This window comes from Acinetobacter sp. ANC 4973, assembly GCF_002135275.1.
GTDB lineage: Bacteria > Pseudomonadota > Gammaproteobacteria > Pseudomonadales > Moraxellaceae > Acinetobacter > Acinetobacter kyonggiensis.
Genome location: NZ_NEGM01000006.1, coordinates 172123 through 191728 on the forward strand (window position 1 = coordinate 172123; position 19606 = coordinate 191728).

The following is a 19606-nucleotide window of genomic DNA, read 5'->3' on the forward strand; positions in this document are numbered from 1 at the left end:
AAGATTTAAACCTCAACAATACACTCAGCTTATTTTCAACAGAGAATTCAATCGATTTGATACACACTAAACAGGAGTTTTTCCTTTTCAGCAATCGCCCAATAATCATGAGCATTTTCTTTTGTAGCGCTCAACCTGAAAAAGTTCTGTTGTGAACATGCCTGCTCTACAATCTTAATATGCTTTTCTGAACCAGAAACAATAAAAGAATCATGGGCTTTGTAATCATTATGATCTTTTAGCCATTCAGCAGGCTGTACATAATGAATATTCGAATGCCAACTTTTCCAGCGTTTTTTAATGGTCGGTTGAATACATTCAATCTGATTGCTTTGTTGTTTATTTTCGTGATTTCGATATTGAAGTAAAAATTCTTTTTTAGTTAGTTCGTCTAAAGGATAAACCACAACCCAATTGCCACTATCACCCACATGCATCCGCTGATAAAAAATATGGATTCGGCTAAATGTGGAAAAGCTTGATAATCATGCTGTTGGCTCGTGACAATTCTTTCTGCATTTGTCTTATCTCTCATATTTCCAAGCCAAATCAAAAATGCAAGATATAAGCTAATGATCACAACCAACATCAATATAAACGTATAACCGACCAGCTTTAAAACTCCAGCTAAAATTTTATTAGAAAGATCAGCAAACTGTTTCATGCTTTTTTTAGACAAAGTATTTCCTATTGATTTTTCTTTTTCAGTATCTTACTCAAATTGGCTATAAATACTCAATCAGACGGATCAGTTCATACTGGCTCAAGCACCTTTTGAAAACATTTCACCTATTCCTTTGTGCATCTTGCTATTAACTCAGGTAAAATCATTGACCTTGCAACGCTTTGCATAACGACGAACGAGAGAGTTATATCCGTGCGAAATATTTTAGTCACCAATGCCCTTCCTTACGCCAATGGTCCCATCCATATGGGTCACTTACTCGGTTATATCCAAGCTGATATTTGGGTTCGTGCCATGCGTGCAATGGGACATAACGTGACTTATGTATGTGCGGATGATGCTCACGGTACAGCAATTATGTTGCGTGCTGAAGCCAATGGCATTACACCAGAAGCACAAATTGCCAATGTTCAAAAAGAACATATCCGTGATTTTGATGGTTTTGGCGTACATTTTGACCATTATGACTCGACCAATAGCGAAGAAAACAAAGTACGCTCGGAAGAGATTTATATTAAAAACCGTGAAGCAGGCAACATTGCAATTCGTCCTGTAAATCAGCTTTTTGATCCTGAAAAAGGCATGTTCCTATCAGATCGTTTCATTAAAGGCACATGCCCGAAATGTAAAGCAGAAGATCAATACGGCGATGCCTGTGAAGTTTGCGGTACAACCTATAATGCAACTGAACTATTAGACCCGCGTTCAACCTTAAGCGGTGCAACGCCTGTTGAAAAATCGTCTGATCATTACTTCTTTAAACTGCCAAATTTTGCTGAATATCTACAAAAATGGACACGTGATGAAGGTCGTTTGCCTGTTTCAATTGCCAACAAACTGGATGAATGGTTTGAAAATGGCTTGAACGATTGGGATATTTCCCGTGATGCACCGTATTTTGGTTTTGAAATTCCAGATGCGCCAAACAAATATTTCTATGTTTGGGTCGATGCACCAATTGGTTATATGTCGAGTTTTGAAAACTACATTAAAACCAAACGTCCAGATTTAGACTTTAACGACTATTGGAAAAAAGATTCTCAAAATGAGGTCTATCACTTCATTGGTAAAGACATCGTTTATTTCCACGCGCTGTTCTGGCCTGCAATGCTTGAAGGTGCAAACTATCGCACGCCATCAGGCTTATTTGTAAATGGTTTCTTGACTGTAAACGGTCAAAAAATGTCAAAATCACGTGGCACATTTATTAAAGCAGAAACTTATTTAGAACATTTAAATCCTGAATATTTACGTTATTACTTTGCCTCTAAACTGTCTGATAAAGTCGAAGATTCTGACCTAAACTTAGATGATTTCGTGCAAAAAGTGAATTCAGACTTGGTCGGTAAAGTGGTCAACATTGCCAGCCGTTGTGCGAAGTTCATTAATACAAGTTTTGATAATAAATTGTCTGCAACGTGCGCAGAACCAGAATTGGTGCAAAGCTTTATTGATGCGGGTGATTCTATTGCGCAAGCCTATGAAGCACGTGAATTCTCTGCTGCAATTCGTGAAATTATGGCACTTGCGGATAAAGCCAATCAGTATATTGATGAGAAAAAACCTTGGGCACTTGCAAAGCAAGAAGGTCAAGAACAACAAGTTCATGACGTGTGTTCTGTCGGGATTAACTTGTTCCGTCAATTGGCCGTTTACTTGTCCCCTGTGCTGCCAACTTTGGCAGTGCAAGTGCAAGACTTCTTAAAACTGGAAAACTTTGATTTTGCTTCAGGTAAAACGGTTCTAGTGAATCATGAAATTGCATTGTTCCAACCGTTAATGCAGCGTGTAGACCCGAAAGCGGTTGCGGCAATGGTCGATGCATCTAAAGACTCTTTAGCGGCTGCGGCTGAACCTGTAAAAGTTGAAAAGAAAAAAGAGAAGAAAGCTACCCCTGCCAAAGTTGAGCCTAAAGTCGGCGAAGCAGAGATTATTGGCATTGAAGACTTTATGAAGGTTGACCTCCGTGTTGCTGAAGTTTTAGATGCGGCTCACGTTGAAAGCTCTGACAAATTGCTTCAATTGACTTTAAATGTCGGTGAAGCTGAGCCACGCAATGTATTTAGTGGTATTCGTGAGTTCTATGCACCTGAAGACCTTAAAGGCAAATTGGTGGTCATGGTCTCTAACCTTGCGCCACGTAAAATGCGTTTTGGTATTTCAAACGGTATGGTGCTCGCTGCGGGCAATGGCGAAGGTGTTTGGGTGATTTCAGCTGAGTCTGGTGCTAAACCGGGTGATAAAGTGTCTTAAGATTTCGGTCTGAGATTGAAAAAGCCTCTACGTTGTAGGGGCTTTTTCTTTTAAGACTGATTCAGAAATCTAGGAATATTTATAACCTGAGTACTTATTTCTAAATGCTCATAGATTACTTCACTCTTATCAAAGAGTCTTTCATCATTAGTAATAAAATAATCACAATAACTTGCATAAGCTACATGTGAAATATCTGTTTGAGCACTTACAAATTTCTTTTCATTTTTAACTTTTTTCTCAGGTCTAAATCCTATGATATTCAGATTGGTATATATCGCATGTATTTTTTCAAACTTGTGTACACAGTTATTTATCTGTAAGAAATCATTGAGTTCTTTATCTCTCAGTGATTCATTATCTTCTTGAAGTTTATTCCAAATTTTTAATAGAATATTTGGCTGTTCAATCTTATTTATTTGATCAATATTAATTTTAAGTTCATTTCTGTATGCTAAGTGTGCGTCAGTTTCACTGTTAGCTTGTTTTATGTGTTCCACATTGTTCCTGACAACTGCCTCAAACTCAGGCATCTTAACTTTCATTTGATTGAGTTCATTTTCTTTTTGTCTAATAAACAAATCTGCTAATGAATAGTTAATACTCTCATTTTTCAATGCAATTATTTGATGTTCTAAAAAATTTAATAATTTATACTGTGCTTTGATCTGCTCACGTGCCATTTCATCATAATTTTTCACACCACCGTAAACTGCAAAAACATTCTTTTGGAGAGGTGCTAAAAATTGGTCATATTTAGTGATCTCATTAATATATTCTTCGTAATAACTAAACACAGAACCACAGGTTAGCCTCATTTGACCTGTGAATTTAAAATTTCCGTCAAGTATTGGTTTTATATACAAAGCATTTAAGTTTTCTAACAACTCTAAAAAGTTATCAGAATAATATTGTTCCTTTAAACCTGATCTATGGATTTCTTGAAATGTACTATCAGAATAAACAACTTGAACATGCTGCATAAAACCTTCAATAAAATCTGAATCATGATTCTGGCAATTTAAAAACCCATCTAAAATATTTTGATCTAGATAAGCTAAGGGTTTTCCCGAATATTCTTGTTTTTCACTCATTACATAACACTCAAATTTTAATCTCTATCCAAATTAACTCTAATTGTAATAGAAAAACAATACTGCCCTCATCCTAACCTTCTCCCAGAGGGAGAAGGAACTTCCATTTGAGATAAATATAAAATCAGTAATATTCTCTCTCCTTTTACGAGAAGGCTAGGGAGAGGTTTCAAATATTAAAATCTAGTGGAGCCAGTCAAAAGTAAATTTTCAAATAATCATATTTTCCACAGACACATTCATTTACGCCCACCAAAAACTAGATGAAAAAAATCACCCCACATGCTAAAAAATAGATAATTCAACAAATTCGTGAAACTTTATAAATGAATAAATTACTTGCTTCCGCATTATTTTCCTCCAGCCTCATCAGTATTTCAGCCTTTGCTGTTTCACCTCCTGTTCCAATTCCACAACAAAAACAGGTTTCAGGCTATTACCAATACCAAGCGGGTGATGTACAAATCACTGCCCTGCTAGACGGCACAAATTTTATGTCACCTAAGCTATTTCAAAATATTCCAGAAAAAGAAGTACATGAAATTTTAAAGAAATACGCTGCCGACCAAGCCAAAGGCGTACAAACCTCTGTAAATGCCTTCCTCGTGAATACAGGTCATTCACTAGTTTTGGTGGATAGTGGCGCTGCGAGTTGTTTTGGCTCACATTTAGGTTCAGTGTTGAGCAACTTAAAAGCATCTGGCTATCAACCGGAACAAGTCGATACCATTTTACTGACACATCTACACCCAGACCATGTGTGTGGTATTAGCCAAAATGGTGTGGCGAACTTTCCCAATGCAACGGTTTATGTATCGAACGATGAAACGAACTATTGGCTAAACCCGAAAAAACTCGACCAACTCCCGAAAGAAAAACAAGCAGGCTACTTAGGAACTGTTGAAAAAATTAAACAAGCCATTGCGCCCTATCAAGCCAAAAACCGCTTCAAAACCTACAAATTGGGTGATCAAGTTAAGGGCTTTAAAGTGATTAATACCGCGGGGCATACTCCGGGGCATTTTAGCTATGAGCTAAAAACTAAGGATGAAACAGTCGTATTTATTGGCGATATTGTGCATTCACATACCGTGCAATTCGACAAACCTGAAACAGCTATTGATTATGATATCGACCCGAAAAAAGCAGTTGAAACACGTTTAAAACAATTCGCTGAATATGCAAAAGGCGGGCAAACTATTGCAGCTCCACACCTGCCTTTCCCTGCGATTGGACATATTTATTCAGCAGATGGTAAGCGTTATCAATGGATTCCTGTGCATTTCAAAGATTAGTCTAAGACTCATACAATATTATATGAGTTTAAAAATTGTTTTAGATCGGCACAGCATTATTTAAAATTAAATCGCAATATTTTTATCCTTTAAATACCCCATAACCATCCCTCGGCGAGTGTGGTTATGGGGCAAAAAAGTAGATTATTCTTTTAAATTCTCAAAAGTATCAACATAGTCCGCTTGATAGCAATTGCGCCCTTGTTGTTTAGCCTGATATAAATTCTGATCGACCTGCTCTAAGAAGCTCATTTGATCGCACTGTTCCGTTGGGATAATGGTTTTCACACCCATACTACAGGTGACAAATTCTGAAATTGTGGATGTACAATGCGGTAATTTGGCATTTTTTAAAGCCTGCATTAAGTTTTCAGCAACTTGAATAGCCGCTTCAGCATTGGTTTCTGGTAACACAACCGCAAATTCTTCGCCACCAAAACGTGAAACCAAATCACGTGGACGACTACAGCAATTCGACCATAATTGAGCAATCTCACGCAAACACTGATCACCGTTAATATGACCATGTCCATCGTTATATTGTTTAAAATAATCAAGATCAATTAAGAGGACTGACAGCGGCTTTTGCAACCGCATGGCGCTTTGCCATTCACGTGCAAAAAATTCATCAAATAAACGGCGATTCGCAATGCCCGTCAAACCATCTTTATAAGAAAACTCTTCCAACTGACGCTGTAATATTTCTAATTGCTCTTCTTGTTTTTTACGTTCCGAAATATCAAACATAAACCCCACTAAAGAATCCACTTCGCCATTTTCTGTACGGATCACATGAACTACATCTCGAATCCAAATATATGATCCATCTGCTTTTAAAGCGCGATAATCCGCTTCATGGTCAATACCAGCAAGCGATTGTGCAACACACAGATTAAATGTTTTTTCACGGTCTAATTCATGCATACGATCGACCCAATCTTGCACTGTTTTCCAAGACGCTTGTTGCCAACCCAACAATTTTTCAATTTGTGGACCAATATAACTGAACTGTTTACTTTCCCAGTCAATACTCCACGGAATAGCAAGGGTCGACTCAATTAACGTTTTATAAACGACTTCATTATATAATTGATTATTTTTAAATGGACTATTTGACATAAACTGACTCACTTTGATTTCAATCAGCACAGTTGTATAAGTCACTTTTACAGCATACACAACACTGATTTTACATTTCGAATATGTACCTCAGCCTAATCAGCATAAGGCATCCTTACCTCAATCCGTACTTATTACTCCCTGTAGCACAGTTAATTTTATAGCTTACTTCTAAGTATATTTTTTAATCTAAAATATTAAAAGTGAAGCTTGATTTATCATCTAAAATTTTAAATTCCAACTGATAATGTAGGTTATAAATCACAATTGAGCTAGCTTTACAGCCATTTATTTACCTATAGTATAGAGGCAATTTTTCATGGGTTTCAAAAAAACATGGCTGTTCATTTTTTTCATACATCAGACTGGCATTTAGGTCAGTTCTTCTATAATCACTCACGTCAGTATGAACATGAACAGTTTTTAACTTGGTTACTTGAGCAAATTAAACAAAAACAACCCAATGCCTTACTCATTGCAGGTGATATTTTTGATGTCATCAATCCTGCATCTGCGGCCCAAAAACAACTATACCAATTTTTAGCCGATGCTCACGCGCTTGCCCCCCATATGCAAATCCTGATGATTGCAGGAAATCATGATTCTGGTTATCGCATTGAACAAGTTGAACCATTACTGGAAAAATATAATGCCAAAACCGTGGGCGTTATTCGTTGGAATGAAGACAAAACCTTAGATATAGAGAGGTTACTGCAACCAATTTATGATGTAGATCAAAAAATTGTTGCTTGGTGCTTAAGCCTGCCCTTTTTACGTAGTGCAGAAATTACTGGTTTTAATGAACACACCAGCAATAGTCAAAATGCCATTAGCTACCTACATCAACAATTAATTAGCGAAGCGAAAAAACGTAAAACAGATGATCAAGCCCTCATTTTAATGTCGCATGCCCACATGCAAGGCGGTGAAACATCTGACTCTGAACGCCCGATTATTATTGGCAATGAAGAAGCACTTTCAACCGCACTGTTTGATGAGGTGATTGATTACGTGGCACTAGGACATTTACATAAACCGCAAAAAGTTCAGCACTCGCATATCCGTTATAGTGGCTCGCCCATTCCTTTGTCTTTTAGTGAAATTAATTATAAACACCAAGTGCTTGAAGTCATCATTGACCCTGCAAAACCAGATGAATCACAGCTTCAGTTTGAAGCACTGCACATCCCTCGCAGTATTCAATTACACCGCATTCGTGGTGAACTCAATGAGGTCTTTGCCCAGCTCAAAGCCTTAGCAAGTGGCAAAATAGACAGTATTGATCAACGTGAATATATCGATATTGAATATCATACCGATACCCCGCCACAGCCTAATTTAAGACAACAGTTTGAAGATGTATTGCCTAAAGAACGCTATCGTCTGGTTAAAATTTCACGCCAGTATAAAAATAATGACCAGCAAAATCATGCTGCAAAAATTCAGCTCGAGCCACCAACGCCAGAACAATTATTTGAGCAAATCTGGCAAAAAAAAGGCTATGCACAAGATGCTGCGGTAGCCAAAGATTTTCAGACTTTGGTTCAAGAAGCGCGTCATTCACTTGAAGATAAAAACAGCATTTAAGGATCTGTCATGAAAATTTTATCAATACGTATAAAAAATCTGGCATCACTTGCTGGTGAACATTTTATTGATTTTGAAAGTGAACCTTTAGCCAGTGCAGGCTTAATTGCCATTATTGGAAAAACAGGTGCAGGCAAATCGACCATTTTAGATGCCATGTGTCTTGCGCTATTTAATCAAGTGCCCCGTCTAAAAGGCAGTGACGGTAAATTGCTTGATGTCGATGGTTCTGAACTGGCTAGCAATTCTCCTTTAACCGTACTACGTCGGGGTACAGGACATGGCTTTGCAGAACTTTGTTTTGTCGCGCAAGATCAAAAACATTATCTGGCACGTTGGGAAATTAAACGTGCGCGTGAAAATGCCGCGGGTAAATTACAAAACGTGCAACGCTCTTTAACCTGTCTGACGGATGGCGTAGTGGTTGCAGACAAAACCAAAGCTGTCGAAACCCATATTCAACAGATTACCCAGCTCAGTTTTGAGCAATTTACCCGTGCAGTCCTGTTGGCTCAGTCTGAAGTGACTGCATTTTTAAAAGCACGTGACAATGAACGCGGTGCTTTACTTGAATATTTAACCAACTCCAACATCTTTGCCAAAATTGGTGAAATCGCCTTTAGAAAAACCGCTGACATTGAAAAAGAACGTAAAAAACTCGAAGACGTTCTCGGTCATATTGAAATTCTATCTGATGAAGCAATTGCGGAACTGAATCAGCAATTTATAAACATCAATACCGAATACAAGACATTAGAAACTGAAAAAAAGCTTTTAGAACAGCAACAACAATGGTTTGAACACAAGCAAAAATTAGACACGGATATACACCTTCGTCAGCAACAACTGTTAGTGCAACAACAGCAGTTTGAACAACTTGCACCGCAGCGCATACAACTGAAACAGCTTGAAGCCTTTGCCTCTATTCGACCAAGTGTGATTCAACAACATAAAGTTCGCGCTGAATTACACGCGCTTCAACCACAACTTCAAAGTAGTGAACAACAATTCATTGTCATTGAACATGCTTTTCAGGCTGAAGAAAAACAGTTTAAACAGATTGATGAGCAACTCAAAATACAACAAGCTTTTGAACAAACCCATCATCAAGCCATTGAACAAGTCAGAACCTGTATTCAAGAACGTGAATTTATTGGTCAGCAATTTAAAAAGACACAAGCAAACTTGCAACAGCTCAACCAAGAGCAACACCCCTTATTACAACAACAAATTCAACTCCATACAGATATAAAAAAACTCAAAGGCCAACAACAAGTACAAACCGAACAACTCCATCAATCTACACATTTCGTCAGTTTGGATACGGGTTTATCGGCACATTTGACCCAGCTACAACGCTTTATTCAGCAATACCAAAACGTTGAACAGCAGTTTGGCAATATTACCACTGCGACCACTGCTTTAAATGAAAAACAGCAACAACTAAAAGCACTACAACAGCAATTTGGTCATGAGGATCAAATCAGTATCAAACTTGCCGATCAGCGTCAAAAGCGTGAGCAAACATTACAGCAAGTACACCATATTGGTTTAATTCAAACTCAATTCAAACAATTCAGCCAAGTCTGTGCAGAGCAGGAAAAAGTTAAAAGCTCGAACAGTGAGTTGACCCAAAAACTTGAGCAAGCGACACAACAGCAACAACAGACTGAACAAAAATATCTAACGCAGAAACAAGAACGCGAAAGCTTACAACGTGTATTACAGCAACAACAATTGTTACATACCGAGAATATCGAAAAGCTTCGTGAACAATTGCTCGAAGGTCAGGCTTGTTTGGTCTGTGGCAGTACACAACATCCATTTAAACAAGATCATTCTGCCCTCTCACAAGAACTTTTAAACTTACAAGAACAGCAAGAGCAACAGGCGATTCAGCTTGAAAATCAATCTTTTAATATTTGGCAAAAAGCACAACAGCTTTTCACCCAGCAACATACAGCTTTAACGCAAAATACAATGCGTTTAAATGAGTTACAACAGCAAAGTGCGCAACTCGAACAACAGTTAAAATCCGCTTTGGATACGATGAACATCCCACTCAATTTCAATCCAATGCATAAAAATACTGATCAACAATTACTTCAGTTATCAGAAAAACTTCAGCAAGATATTCAACAGCTTAATCACACTTTAGAGCAACTCAATCAAGCACAAAAAAATCAACGTGAGCAATTACAAAGCATTCAACACATTCAGCAACATTTGTCGACCATCCAACACGCGGAACAGAATATTCAACACCTGATTGATCTACTTTCAGCCGAGCAAAAAAACGCTTGGAAAACCCAGACCGCTACCATAGCTAAAAACATTGAACAGCAACTAATTCAACGCTTACAACTTCTGCAAACTACGGATACTCTAAACAAACAACTGGATGAAAAACTTCAAGTCCTCAAGCAACTTGAACAAAACATTGCTTTTAAAAATGAGCAGATTCAAGCCACTGCAACAGAAAAATTAGACTTTGAACGCCAAGGACAAAATAATAAAGAATTGGCCATGACACTTATTTTTGAGATGTCACAGACTCAGGTTGAAAAACCACATGAATGGTTAATGCAATATGACGAACAGCGCAAAAATCTACACTTACAATTCAACCAAGCGCGTCAAAACATCGATCAATCGCGTCAACAGTTTGAAGAACAGAAACGCCAACGTGATCAGCTCAAAATGCAACTGACACAACTTGAAATCCAACAAACGGCTTCTGCACTGGAAATCCAACAATGGCTCAATCTGCATGCTGATTTTGATGCCCTCTTGATTGAACAACTGCGTCAAATTCCCAATGAACAGCAACAACAGATCCGTTTAAATATTCAAACTGCCGAACGTAGTCTAAATGATGTTCAATCTGCGTTAAAAACCATTCAGGAACAACTGCAACAGTATGCCACACAACAGCCCAATATTGAATTTGAACAACTACAAACTCAAATGACCAACTTGGTCGAAAATCTGCAAAGTACCTTAGACATGCGAGATGGTTGCAAACTCAAATTGGAAGTTCATCAACGTAATATAAATAAACAAAAACAATTCGCCAATCAAATTCAAGCGATTCAACAAGAAGAACATCGTTGGGGCAAAATTTCTGGCTTAATTGGGGATGCTAAAGGTAAAGACTTCCGTGATTATGCTCAGCAATATCATTTAGATATTCTGCTTGAACATGCCAATCAACAATTGGCTATGCTTTCTCAACGTTACACGTTAAAGCGCTTGGAAAACTCATTGAGTTTAGCCATTGTCGATCATGATATGGATGGTGAAACCCGTTCAGTCTCTTCCCTTTCAGGCGGCGAATCATTTTTGACTGCGCTTGCTTTATCGCTCGCGATTGCCAATATGGCATCGGGTTCAATGAAAATTGAATCGCTGTTTATTGATGAAGGTTTTGGGACTTTAGATGCCTCATCGTTATACATGGTCATGAACGCGTTAGATCAACTGCAAAACCAAGGGCGTAAAGTTGTGCTGATCTCGCATATTCAAGACATGCATGAACGCATTCCTGTACAAATTCAGGTCAAACCATTGGGTGCAGGCGCAAGTACTATTCAAGTGGTCGGTTAAGCAAAAACAAACAAGGCTGTAACGTCTCAGCCTTGTTTTATCTGAATTTTATACTTTATTGGAATAATCTCGTGCACCGAAAAGTGCCGTACCGACACGAACCATCGTTGAACCTGCCGCAATGGCCTCAACCATATCACCTGACATGCCCATACTTAAAGTATCCCAATCGTCAGGCTGTGCATGCTCTTGTTTAACTGCATCAAAAAGTTGCTTTGCATCTACAAAAGCATGGCTATTATTGGGTGCTGGAATCACCATTAAGCCACGTAATTTTAAATTTGGGAGTTGGCTAATGTGCTTCACCAACTCCGCCACTTCATTGGGTTGACATCCATCTTTAGTTTCTTGGGCATCAATATTGACTTGTAAACAAATATTCAGTGCTGCTTGATCGGCTTCGCGCTGCTTGGATAAACGCTCAGCAATCATTAAACGATCCACGCCATGCACCCATGCAAAATTTGCAGCCAAATGTTTGGTTTTATTGCGCTGAACATGCCCGATAAAATGCCATTCAATGGCTAAATCATTTAGGTTTTCAATCTTATCCAAAGCCTCTTGTAAATAATTTTCACCAAATGCGCGCTGCCCTGTTTGGTACATCTCACGCAAGGACTCACTCGGGTGAGTCTTTGAAACAGCCAATAACTGTAAGGTTTCTGGCTCGCGTTGGGCTTGTTTACAGGCATCTGCTATATGCTGTAAAACTTGATTTCGTGATGCTTGAAGACTATTCATTGACGAGGTTCTCATTTCATTCAGCTTTTTTTCACTTTCCCTTTAAACTAACTGTTGGTTAAGCTCTGGGAAAGCCTTATTATTCTAACAAAATAAATAACATTTAAATGATCTCGGGGAAATTATGGACATTACTGAACTGCTGGCCTTTTCTGCTAAAAATGGGGCATCAGACTTACACTTATCAGCGGGTATGCCACCACTTATCCGTGTCGATGGTGAAGTTCGTCGTATCAATTTACCAGCTTTAGAACATAAAGAAGTACACAAATTGGTGTACGACATTATGAATGATAAACAGCGCCGCGATTTTGAAGAAAAACTTGAAACTGACTTTTCTTTTGAAGTACCGGGTGTGGCTCGTTTCCGTGTCAACGCATTCAACCAAAACCGCGGTGCAGGTGCGGTATTCCGTACCATTCCATCAAAAGTTTTAACCATTGAAGACCTAGGCATGGGGCAAATTTTCAAAGATATTTGTAATTTTCCACGCGGTATCGTTTTGGTTACAGGGCCAACGGGTTCGGGGAAATCAACCACCCTTGCCGCAATGGTCGATTATATTAACGACCAGCGTTATGACCATATTTTAACCGTCGAAGACCCAATCGAATTTGTCCACGAATCGAAAAAATGTCTGGTCAACCAACGTGAAGTCCATCGTGACACACATGGCTTTAACGAAGCACTACGCTCGGCACTTCGTGAAGACCCTGACATTATTCTGGTCGGTGAGATGCGTGACCTTGAAACCATTCGTTTGGCGCTGACTGCCGCGGAAACAGGTCACTTGGTCTTTGGTACACTACATACCACTTCTGCGGCAAAAACCATTGACCGTGTAATTGACGTATTCCCTGCTGAAGAAAAAGACATGGTTCGTGCCATGCTTTCTGAATCATTACAGGCTGTTATTTCTCAAACACTACTTAAGAAAAATGGCGGTGGTCGTGTCGCAGCGCATGAAATCATGATTGGTATTCCAGCAATTCGAAACCTCATTCGTGAAAACAAAGTCGCTCAAATGTATTCTGCCATTCAAACGGGTGCCAACTACGGCATGACCACGCTGGATCAAAGCCTAAAAACTTTAGTTTCTAAAGGCATTATCAGCCCGCAAACTGCGCGTACTATGGCGAAACAACCAGAAGCATTCTTATAAGTTTAAATGGATTTAGGATCTTATTATGGATTTTAACGACTTACTGAATTTGATGATCCAACAAAAAGCATCAGACTTGTTTATTACGGCTGATGTTGAACCATCAATGAAAATTAATGGTCAAATTTTACCCATTGCTAAAACCAAGCTAACGGGTGAAATTACCGGGCAACTTTTAAACTCCATCATGAGCGAGAAACAGCGCAAGGAATTTGCTGAAACGCGTGAATGTAACTTTGCCATCAGTAATCGTGACAAAACTGCACGTTTTCGTGTCAGCGCATTTCAACAACGTGATCAACCCGGTATGGTGTTACGTCGTATCGAAACTGTCATTCCAACCATGGATGAGCTGAAGTTACCGCCTATTTTAAAAGAATTAGCGATGACCAAACGTGGCATCATTATTTTCGTGGGTGCAACGGGTACAGGTAAATCAACCTCTTTAGCCTCGATTATTGGTTATCGTAACCATAATTCTAAAGGTCATATCATTACCATTGAAGACCCAATTGAATTTATTCACCAGCATGCAGGTTGTATCATCACCCAGCGTGAAGTTGGTATTGATACCGACTCATTTGAAATCGCACTAAAAAATACCTTACGTCAAGCACCCGATGTGATTTTGATTGGTGAGATTCGCTCACGTGAAACCATGGATTATGCGATTGCCTTTGCTGAAACAGGTCACTTAGTGTTTGCAACACTACACGCCAACAATGCCAACCAAGCAATTGACCGTATTATTCACTTCTTTGATGCAGACCGTCATAACCAGTTATTTATGGATTTATCGCTTAATTTAAGGGCAATGGTGGCTCAACAACTGATTCCAAGTGTTGATGGTAAATCACGTCGTGCTGCGATTGAAATTTTAATCAATTCACCGTTAATTTCAGATTTGATCCGTAAAGGTGAAGTACATGAAATTAAAGAATTGATGAAGCGTTCGCGTGAGCTTGGCATGCAAACCTTTGACCAAGCTTTGTTTGACCTCTATAAAGCCAAACAAATTACCTATAAAGATGCATTGAAACATGCCGATTCACCCAATGACCTTCGTCTACAAATTAAATTGTCTGAAGAAGGCGCTGAACGCTTAATGCATGCAAATTCGAATATCACTTTCGATGGTCAAGCTTAAAAGCAAAAAAAACAGGCTTCATTTGAAGCCTGTTTTTTTATACTAAGATTACACCGTATTATTTTTTACGGTATGCATCTTGGCATTCTTGTGAATCACAATAACCGTAAAGATTTAACGAGTGACCCGTTAAAGTAAAACCATATTTTTCAGCTACTTCATGCTGTTGATGCTCAATCACATCATTGGTGAATTCAACCACTTTATTACAGTTTTGACAAACAATATGATCATGATGATCTTCTTGCATAATTTCAAAAACTGAATGATTATTTTCAAAATGATGACGTTGGATAATACCAGCAGCTTCAAATTGTGTTAACACACGATACACAGTTGCTAAACCGACATCTTCACCCTGTTCGAGTAAAGTTTTATAAATGTCTTCTGCGCTTAAATGGTGTTGTCTTGAATTTTCTAATAATTCCAATATTTTAATTCGTGGAAGCGTAACTTTAAGTCCAGCTTTGCGTAAATCTTGATTTGAAATAGGCATGTAAAAAGGTCTCTCAACAAATTTAAAGTTGGAATATGCAACAAAGTTTAGATGCAGTATGATCTATCCGTGGATCAAATGCATCATAATTAATTTGGGATAGTGTAGCAAAATGCAAAAAATCATGTTGACGTTGTTCGTCACTTCACTGCTCGCAGGCTGTTCGACCTTGGGCGTTTATAAAGTTGATATTCCTCAAGGAACACCCTTAACTCAAGCACAAGCTTCAAAAATCCAAGTCGGTATGAGCCACCAACAAGTTCGCTTTTTGCTCGGTAGCCCTACAGTATCAGATCCAATGAATCCTTTACGTTGGGACTACATCTACAACTATATACCAGGAACGTATGCTAAAAAAGCCAAAATCCCTGCAGCACACGGTCAACACTTAAGAATTTACTTCGATCAAACCGGTACGGTACAAAAGATTGAAGGCTTGGAAACAATCCCAGAATCTCAACCCGGCTTACCAGGATCAAAAGAAGCGATTCTAAATGCGCCTCCACTATAGACGCTTTAAAATAAAAATAAACCCCTCTATGAGGGGTTTTTCTTATCACTTCAATTGTTTAAAGCGATTTCCGCGGCAATAACGTCCGACTGGATTTTCAGCAGCACGTTTTCGACGAATATCCTGTGGATTAATGGTCAATGCTCGATAAATCTCGACACGATCGCCGACCTGTAATCTTTGATCTGGATCTTGCAATCGCACCCCAAAGATTCCCAAAGCAAGCGGTTCAGGTAAATCCGTCTGCGCCCGAATACCACTTTGCTCAATGGCATCGAAGGCAGTCATGCCCTGTTGAAAAGGAACAGCGATAAGAAACTGCTGATCTTGAGCGGCATATGCCACCCAAACCTGTGGTATCTCATTCATTAGAGCAATTGCCCAATAATCGAGATGATCGCCAAGATAATTGATACAGGCAGCACCACACGCACCGCAATACGCCACAAATTATAAAATAACTCATTACTGAAATTCATCGACTTACGTAGATGACTAATTTTCATAATCCATCCTGCAAAAACAGCATAGATTAAACAAATGACCAAGCCCCAAAGCATCAATAGTGTATTAAAAATGGGACTGATTGCAGGAATCGCCCAAATAAATACCGCAGCTAATATCACCAGCCATTGAATCGCAATATTTAATTGACGCTGTAAGAGTTGCTCACGTGCCATATTCAGTAACAGTGCCGATACACTCACCACAGCGACTACAAAAGTAAAACTTGGAATTTCAGCATTTGCTGCAAAGAAAGCAAATGCAATCACGGCGCATAATTGCGCAATCCAAATAGGTAATGCAGTTTGAGTTGCAACCTCTTGTTGTTTAAGCACAGGCAAACTACTTTGCCAGTACAAGCCCATTCCGAGTCCACTGGCAACCAATGCTAAGACTGTAGCACTGCCCCATTCGCTAAATACAACAGCTGTCACATGCCAAGCAGGTAATGCCGTTCCCAAAATATTGGCGAGTATCAAAGAAGCCAACACCGCAACAACACTTAACCCAACAATAATCTGTCTAGGTGCAAAGGAAAGTGCAAGAGCAACAATGGCCAAGCCTACGAATAATAAATTGGGCGCAATCCCATTGAAGGCAAAATGCCCCAATAATTGACTTGCATTAGACAGCATCCCCCCTGCTAAAAAAGGGATAAAAACAACAGCCAACCAACCAACTAAACGCCATTTTTGAGAAGCATCCGCATCACGCGTTAAACTTGACAATGCATTTAGAGCCGTGGTTTTTGAACGCTTGGCTAAGGCAATTTCTAAATAACAGATAGGTAACGCTAAAATAAGCATCGTCCCTAACCATAACAACCAAAAATCCAGTTGACGATCAACCTGAATTCCAACAATCGGTGCTAACGTGGCAATGATGATAAAAGATAAACAAAATGCCATCAGCGGCGATAGCCATCGTGACATAGCATTGTCCTGCATGATGCGATCCTAAAAAAAGTCTTCCGCTATTTTGCCTTTGTCATGGGGGAAAATCAAAAAGAAAAAGCAAACCATTATTGCTAATGATTTGCAGCGCAAAATTATGCTTACTTTTAATTATTTTTAGCTCTTTCTCTTTTTATGAAAAGAAACGAGAAAACCAGTTTTTACCTTTTTTCTGTTCTTTTTCTTTAATAATCCCCATCATATTTTCTTTTACCGCCCCGACATAATCGGCATCATCGTGCTGAATATGGTTAATTAACCATTTTGATAGCACTTCATGTAATTCACCTTCAATCGCCTGTCCCATTTCAAAACGGTCACGATAAGATTCAATTTTTTTAATAAATAAATCATGTACACGTTTATGCGGTACGCGATATTTATAACCCGCTTCTTCTTGTAAAGATTCTTCAAAGGTAAAATGTGATTGAGTATAGTCAATGATATTATCAAGAATTTGTTTAATACGCTCACGATTGGTATGATGAGAAAAATCATCAATCTCATTGATATAATCAAGAATTCGTTTGTGTTGATCGTCAATCACATCGATACCAGTATTATATTCTGGAACCCATTTCATTTTCATTACGACCCCTATAAAATATATACGACTAATCACATAAATATATAATATATTGATTTTAAACAAATAAAAATGAACCAAAATGGTTGGTTTTAAGCTTTAAGCTCTAAAAACAAGATAACCACATGATATGTATTATTTTTATAATTAATACCAATTAAAAAGATCAAGTATTTTTTAACCAATATCGCCCCGAATAATCCAGTAAAACTGCGGTTATTATTGAATAAATCACAGTAATGATTAAACAGAATGGGTAAAAAAATAATCCATTTCCATGTACTTTAAAATAAAAAATTATAACTCTTTTATATTTTAATAAAAATAATTTTAAAATATTTTGCCCATTAAAAAAGCGATAAAAATATTAAACCAGTATTGCCACAAATCCACAACGATTAATTTTATGCTCTAATAGACTTCTTTCATAATGCATTTTTTAAACAATAATAAATTCACAATGGATATTCCCTCTCCTTTTTAAGGAGACTTGCGCGGAATACCGCTCAGGGTGAGAATTTTATTAAAAAAATCCCCTCATCCTAACCTTCTCCCTGAGCCATATATGGCGCAAGAGAAGGAACTTTCAATATTAATTTCACTGCCAATTGATGATTATTTGTTGATTTATGAAAGAGATACCGTCTCAAACATCAAGAGGATTATTGAGAATTGATGCAATAATTTTCTTGATAAGGCCGTTGGTGTTTGAGTACACCATAACACAGATGAACTAACTTCCTCATTGCAGCTCCAATCGCCATCATCTTGGTTTTCCCATTGGCCAATAACCTTTCATTCATCTCTTTAATGTGGGGATTATGCCGAGTTGCGACAATTGCTGCCATATATAAACCAGCACGTATTTTGGAAGAGCCAGCTTTGGATAAACGGCTTTTGCCATGAATAGAGCTACCCGATTGCCTTTGAATGGGGACCAAGCCAACAAAGGCAGCCGCTTGACTAGCCCTTTCAAAATTATGGCTGCGCAAGAAACTGAGCATTAATAAACTGGTTCGATCTGCAATGGCTGGAATACTGCTGAGCAATTCTTTATCATTTTTTAAATCAGGGTTTTGATCAATGTGATCATCAATTTGCTGATCAATATCCTGAATGTGTTTGTTTAACTGTTTAATACTTTTATGGATAGACTGAAGTACAGGTTCTATCGTGAAGGTAGACTCTGCTTTTTCCAAACGATTTTTTTCACGTTGTAAATCTTCACAAAGTACAGCTCTTCTATCTAGCAAAGCATTCAGCAATTGAATATGTTCGGGTAAAGGCTGCCAAAAATGCAGATCCGCAGTCATCGCAAATCGAGCTAAAACTTCACTGTCAGCCTTGTCTGTTTTATTCAGCTTAGACATGCTTTGAGCAAAATATCGGGCTCTAGCAGGATTAGTTACACAGACTTGATAGCCTGCATCAAATAAATATTTAGCCAAACGTTCATGATAAATAGAGGTAGCTTCCATTAAGATAATGGTCTGCGTAGAAGTTGCAGCATGATGATTTAGCTAAGTTTGAAGTTGCTCAAAACCTTTTGGCATGTTCGAAAAAGTTTTGGTTTTCTTTTTACTTGCAGAATTTTCTAAAATTAAACAGCAATCAATTTTAGCTTTAGCAACATCAATACCAAGATAAAACATAATCTTTACCTGCTTTATTTATTCAATTATTGTTTTAGCATAACCACCGTCTTTTCTTGTGAATACAGCATCAAAGTGCTTAGTTACCGTCCAAAGTTGTGCAAGTGGTTAGAGCAAATAGTAGGTTTTATCTCTTTCACAGACTAGAAGTCTTAGGTCTATTACAAACTCTACAATTTGCATATAGTGGAAGCTAATCACTACAAGCTCCAAGA

16 protein-coding genes and 1 pseudogene are annotated in these 19606 nt (G+C 38.3%); 7 read left to right on the forward strand and 10 right to left on the reverse strand.

Going from position 1 to position 19606, the window contains the following annotated elements; genetic code table 11:
- Positions 1 to 47 precede the first annotated feature (47 nt).
- Positions 48 to 431, reverse strand: coding sequence for a hypothetical protein (locus B9T30_RS16675; RefSeq protein ID WP_227518962.1), 384 nt, complete (start codon positions 429 to 431; stop codon positions 48 to 50).
- A complete protein-coding gene (locus B9T30_RS16680; RefSeq protein ID WP_227518963.1) occupies positions 392 to 679 on the reverse strand; it encodes a hypothetical protein in 288 nt (95 codons plus the stop codon). The genes B9T30_RS16675 and B9T30_RS16680 overlap by 40 nt, the downstream gene beginning before the upstream one ends.
- A gap of 198 nt (positions 680 to 877) precedes the next feature.
- Here B9T30_RS16680 and metG point away from each other — a divergent pair, with 198 nt between their 5' ends.
- On the forward strand, positions 878 to 2938 hold the full coding sequence (metG, locus tag B9T30_RS10040) for a methionine--tRNA ligase (RefSeq protein WP_086184849.1): 2061 nt from the start codon (positions 878 to 880) through the stop codon (positions 2936 to 2938).
- A 50-nt stretch (positions 2939 to 2988) separates the two neighbouring features.
- Here the strand turns inward: metG and B9T30_RS10045 are convergent, their stop codons facing one another.
- Positions 2989 to 4032 carry a hypothetical protein gene (locus B9T30_RS10045; protein ID WP_086184850.1) on the reverse strand — a complete coding sequence of 348 codons (1044 nt, stop codon included), beginning with the start codon at positions 4030 to 4032 and terminating at the stop codon, positions 2989 to 2991.
- 326 nt (positions 4033 to 4358) lie between these two features.
- On the opposite strand from B9T30_RS10045, the gene B9T30_RS10050 reads away from it, so the two are divergent.
- Positions 4359 to 5327 carry an MBL fold metallo-hydrolase gene (locus tag B9T30_RS10050; RefSeq protein ID WP_086184851.1) on the forward strand — a complete coding sequence of 323 codons (969 nt, stop codon included), beginning with the start codon at positions 4359 to 4361 and terminating at the stop codon, positions 5325 to 5327.
- 144 nt (positions 5328 to 5471) lie between these two features.
- On the opposite strand, the gene B9T30_RS10055 is transcribed toward B9T30_RS10050, so the two are convergent.
- A complete protein-coding gene (locus B9T30_RS10055; RefSeq protein WP_086184884.1) occupies positions 5472 to 6446 on the reverse strand; it encodes a GGDEF domain-containing protein in 975 nt (324 codons plus the stop codon).
- Positions 6447 to 6782: 336 nt separating this feature from the next.
- Between B9T30_RS10055 and B9T30_RS10060 the strand changes: the two genes are divergently transcribed.
- Positions 6783 to 8033 carry an exonuclease SbcCD subunit D C-terminal domain-containing protein gene (locus tag B9T30_RS10060; protein ID WP_086184852.1) on the forward strand — a complete coding sequence of 417 codons (1251 nt, stop codon included), beginning with the start codon at positions 6783 to 6785 and terminating at the stop codon, positions 8031 to 8033.
- Between the two features lie 9 nt (positions 8034 to 8042).
- A complete protein-coding gene (locus tag B9T30_RS10065) occupies positions 8043 to 11639 on the forward strand; it encodes an AAA family ATPase (protein WP_086184853.1) in 3597 nt (1198 codons plus the stop codon).
- 48 nt (positions 11640 to 11687) lie between these two features.
- Here B9T30_RS10065 and B9T30_RS10070 read toward each other — a convergent pair whose 3' ends face one another.
- Positions 11688 to 12380, reverse strand: coding sequence for a YggS family pyridoxal phosphate-dependent enzyme (locus B9T30_RS10070; protein ID WP_086184854.1), 693 nt, complete (start codon positions 12378 to 12380; stop codon positions 11688 to 11690).
- Between the two features lie 124 nt (positions 12381 to 12504).
- Here B9T30_RS10070 and B9T30_RS10075 point away from each other — a divergent pair, with 124 nt between their 5' ends.
- Complete coding sequence (locus B9T30_RS10075) at positions 12505 to 13542, forward strand: type IV pilus twitching motility protein PilT (RefSeq protein ID WP_004648049.1); 1038 nt, start codon at positions 12505 to 12507, stop codon at positions 13540 to 13542.
- Between the two features lie 25 nt (positions 13543 to 13567).
- A complete protein-coding gene (locus B9T30_RS10080; RefSeq protein ID WP_086184855.1) occupies positions 13568 to 14689 on the forward strand; it encodes a PilT/PilU family type 4a pilus ATPase in 1122 nt (373 codons plus the stop codon).
- 58 nt (positions 14690 to 14747) lie between these two features.
- On the opposite strand, the gene fur is transcribed toward B9T30_RS10080, so the two are convergent.
- Positions 14748 to 15185: a ferric iron uptake transcriptional regulator gene (gene fur / locus B9T30_RS10085; protein WP_004648046.1), complete on the reverse strand. Its 438-nt coding sequence runs from the start codon at positions 15183 to 15185 to the stop codon at positions 14748 to 14750.
- Positions 15186 to 15297: 112 nt separating this feature from the next.
- Between fur and B9T30_RS10090 the strand changes: the two genes are divergently transcribed.
- Positions 15298 to 15696 (forward strand): outer membrane protein assembly factor BamE, encoded by a 399-nt coding sequence (locus B9T30_RS10090; protein ID WP_004648045.1) that lies wholly within the window; start codon positions 15298 to 15300, stop codon positions 15694 to 15696.
- Between the two features lie 45 nt (positions 15697 to 15741).
- Here the strand turns inward: B9T30_RS10090 and B9T30_RS10095 are convergent, their stop codons facing one another.
- From B9T30_RS10095 to B9T30_RS10110, 4 genes and pseudogenes are all read right to left on the reverse strand, one after another.
- Positions 15742 to 16065, reverse strand: coding sequence for an RnfH family protein (locus B9T30_RS10095; protein ID WP_086184856.1), 324 nt, complete (start codon positions 16063 to 16065; stop codon positions 15742 to 15744).
- Positions 16065 to 17147 (reverse strand): hypothetical protein, encoded by a 1083-nt coding sequence (locus tag B9T30_RS10100; protein WP_086184857.1) that lies wholly within the window; start codon positions 17145 to 17147, stop codon positions 16065 to 16067. Before B9T30_RS10100 ends, B9T30_RS10095 begins: the two co-directional genes overlap by 1 nt.
- 139 nt (positions 17148 to 17286) lie before the next feature.
- Entirely contained in the window at positions 17287 to 17742 is a 456-nt protein-coding gene (locus B9T30_RS10105) for a bacteriohemerythrin (protein ID WP_004648042.1), read from the reverse strand.
- Between the two features lie 659 nt (positions 17743 to 18401).
- A pseudogene (locus B9T30_RS10110) lies at positions 18402 to 19391 on the reverse strand (IS110 family transposase).
- Positions 19392 to 19606 lie beyond the last annotated feature (215 nt).

Bases quoted from the DNA above. Each gene is read 5' to 3' on its own strand.
- B9T30_RS10045 (WP_086184850.1), bottom strand. From the start codon at position 4,032: ATGAGTGAAAAACAAGAATATTCGGGAAAACCCTTAGCTTATCTAGAT.
- B9T30_RS10050 (WP_086184851.1), top strand. From the start codon at position 4,359: ATGAATAAATTACTTGCTTCCGCATTATTTTCCTCCAGCCTCATCAGT.
- B9T30_RS10055 (WP_086184884.1), bottom strand. From the start codon at position 6,446: ATGTCAAATAGTCCATTTAAAAATAATCAATTATATAATGAAGTCGTT.
- B9T30_RS10060 (WP_086184852.1), top strand. From the start codon at position 6,783: ATGGCTGTTCATTTTTTTCATACATCAGACTGGCATTTAGGTCAGTTC.
- B9T30_RS10065 (WP_086184853.1), top strand. From the start codon at position 8,043: ATGAAAATTTTATCAATACGTATAAAAAATCTGGCATCACTTGCTGGT.
- B9T30_RS10070 (WP_086184854.1), bottom strand. From the start codon at position 12,380: ATGAATAGTCTTCAAGCATCACGAAATCAAGTTTTACAGCATATAGCA.
- B9T30_RS10075 (WP_004648049.1), top strand. From the start codon at position 12,505: ATGGACATTACTGAACTGCTGGCCTTTTCTGCTAAAAATGGGGCATCA.
- B9T30_RS10080 (WP_086184855.1), top strand. From the start codon at position 13,568: ATGGATTTTAACGACTTACTGAATTTGATGATCCAACAAAAAGCATCA.
- fur (WP_004648046.1), bottom strand. From the start codon at position 15,185: ATGCCTATTTCAAATCAAGATTTACGCAAAGCTGGACTTAAAGTTACG.
- B9T30_RS10090 (WP_004648045.1), top strand. From the start codon at position 15,298: ATGCAAAAAATCATGTTGACGTTGTTCGTCACTTCACTGCTCGCAGGC.
- B9T30_RS10095 (WP_086184856.1), bottom strand. From the start codon at position 16,065: ATGAATGAGATACCACAGGTTTGGGTGGCATATGCCGCTCAAGATCAG.
- B9T30_RS10100 (WP_086184857.1), bottom strand. From the start codon at position 17,147: ATGCAGGACAATGCTATGTCACGATGGCTATCGCCGCTGATGGCATTT.
- B9T30_RS10105 (WP_004648042.1), bottom strand. From the start codon at position 17,742: ATGAAAATGAAATGGGTTCCAGAATATAATACTGGTATCGATGTGATT.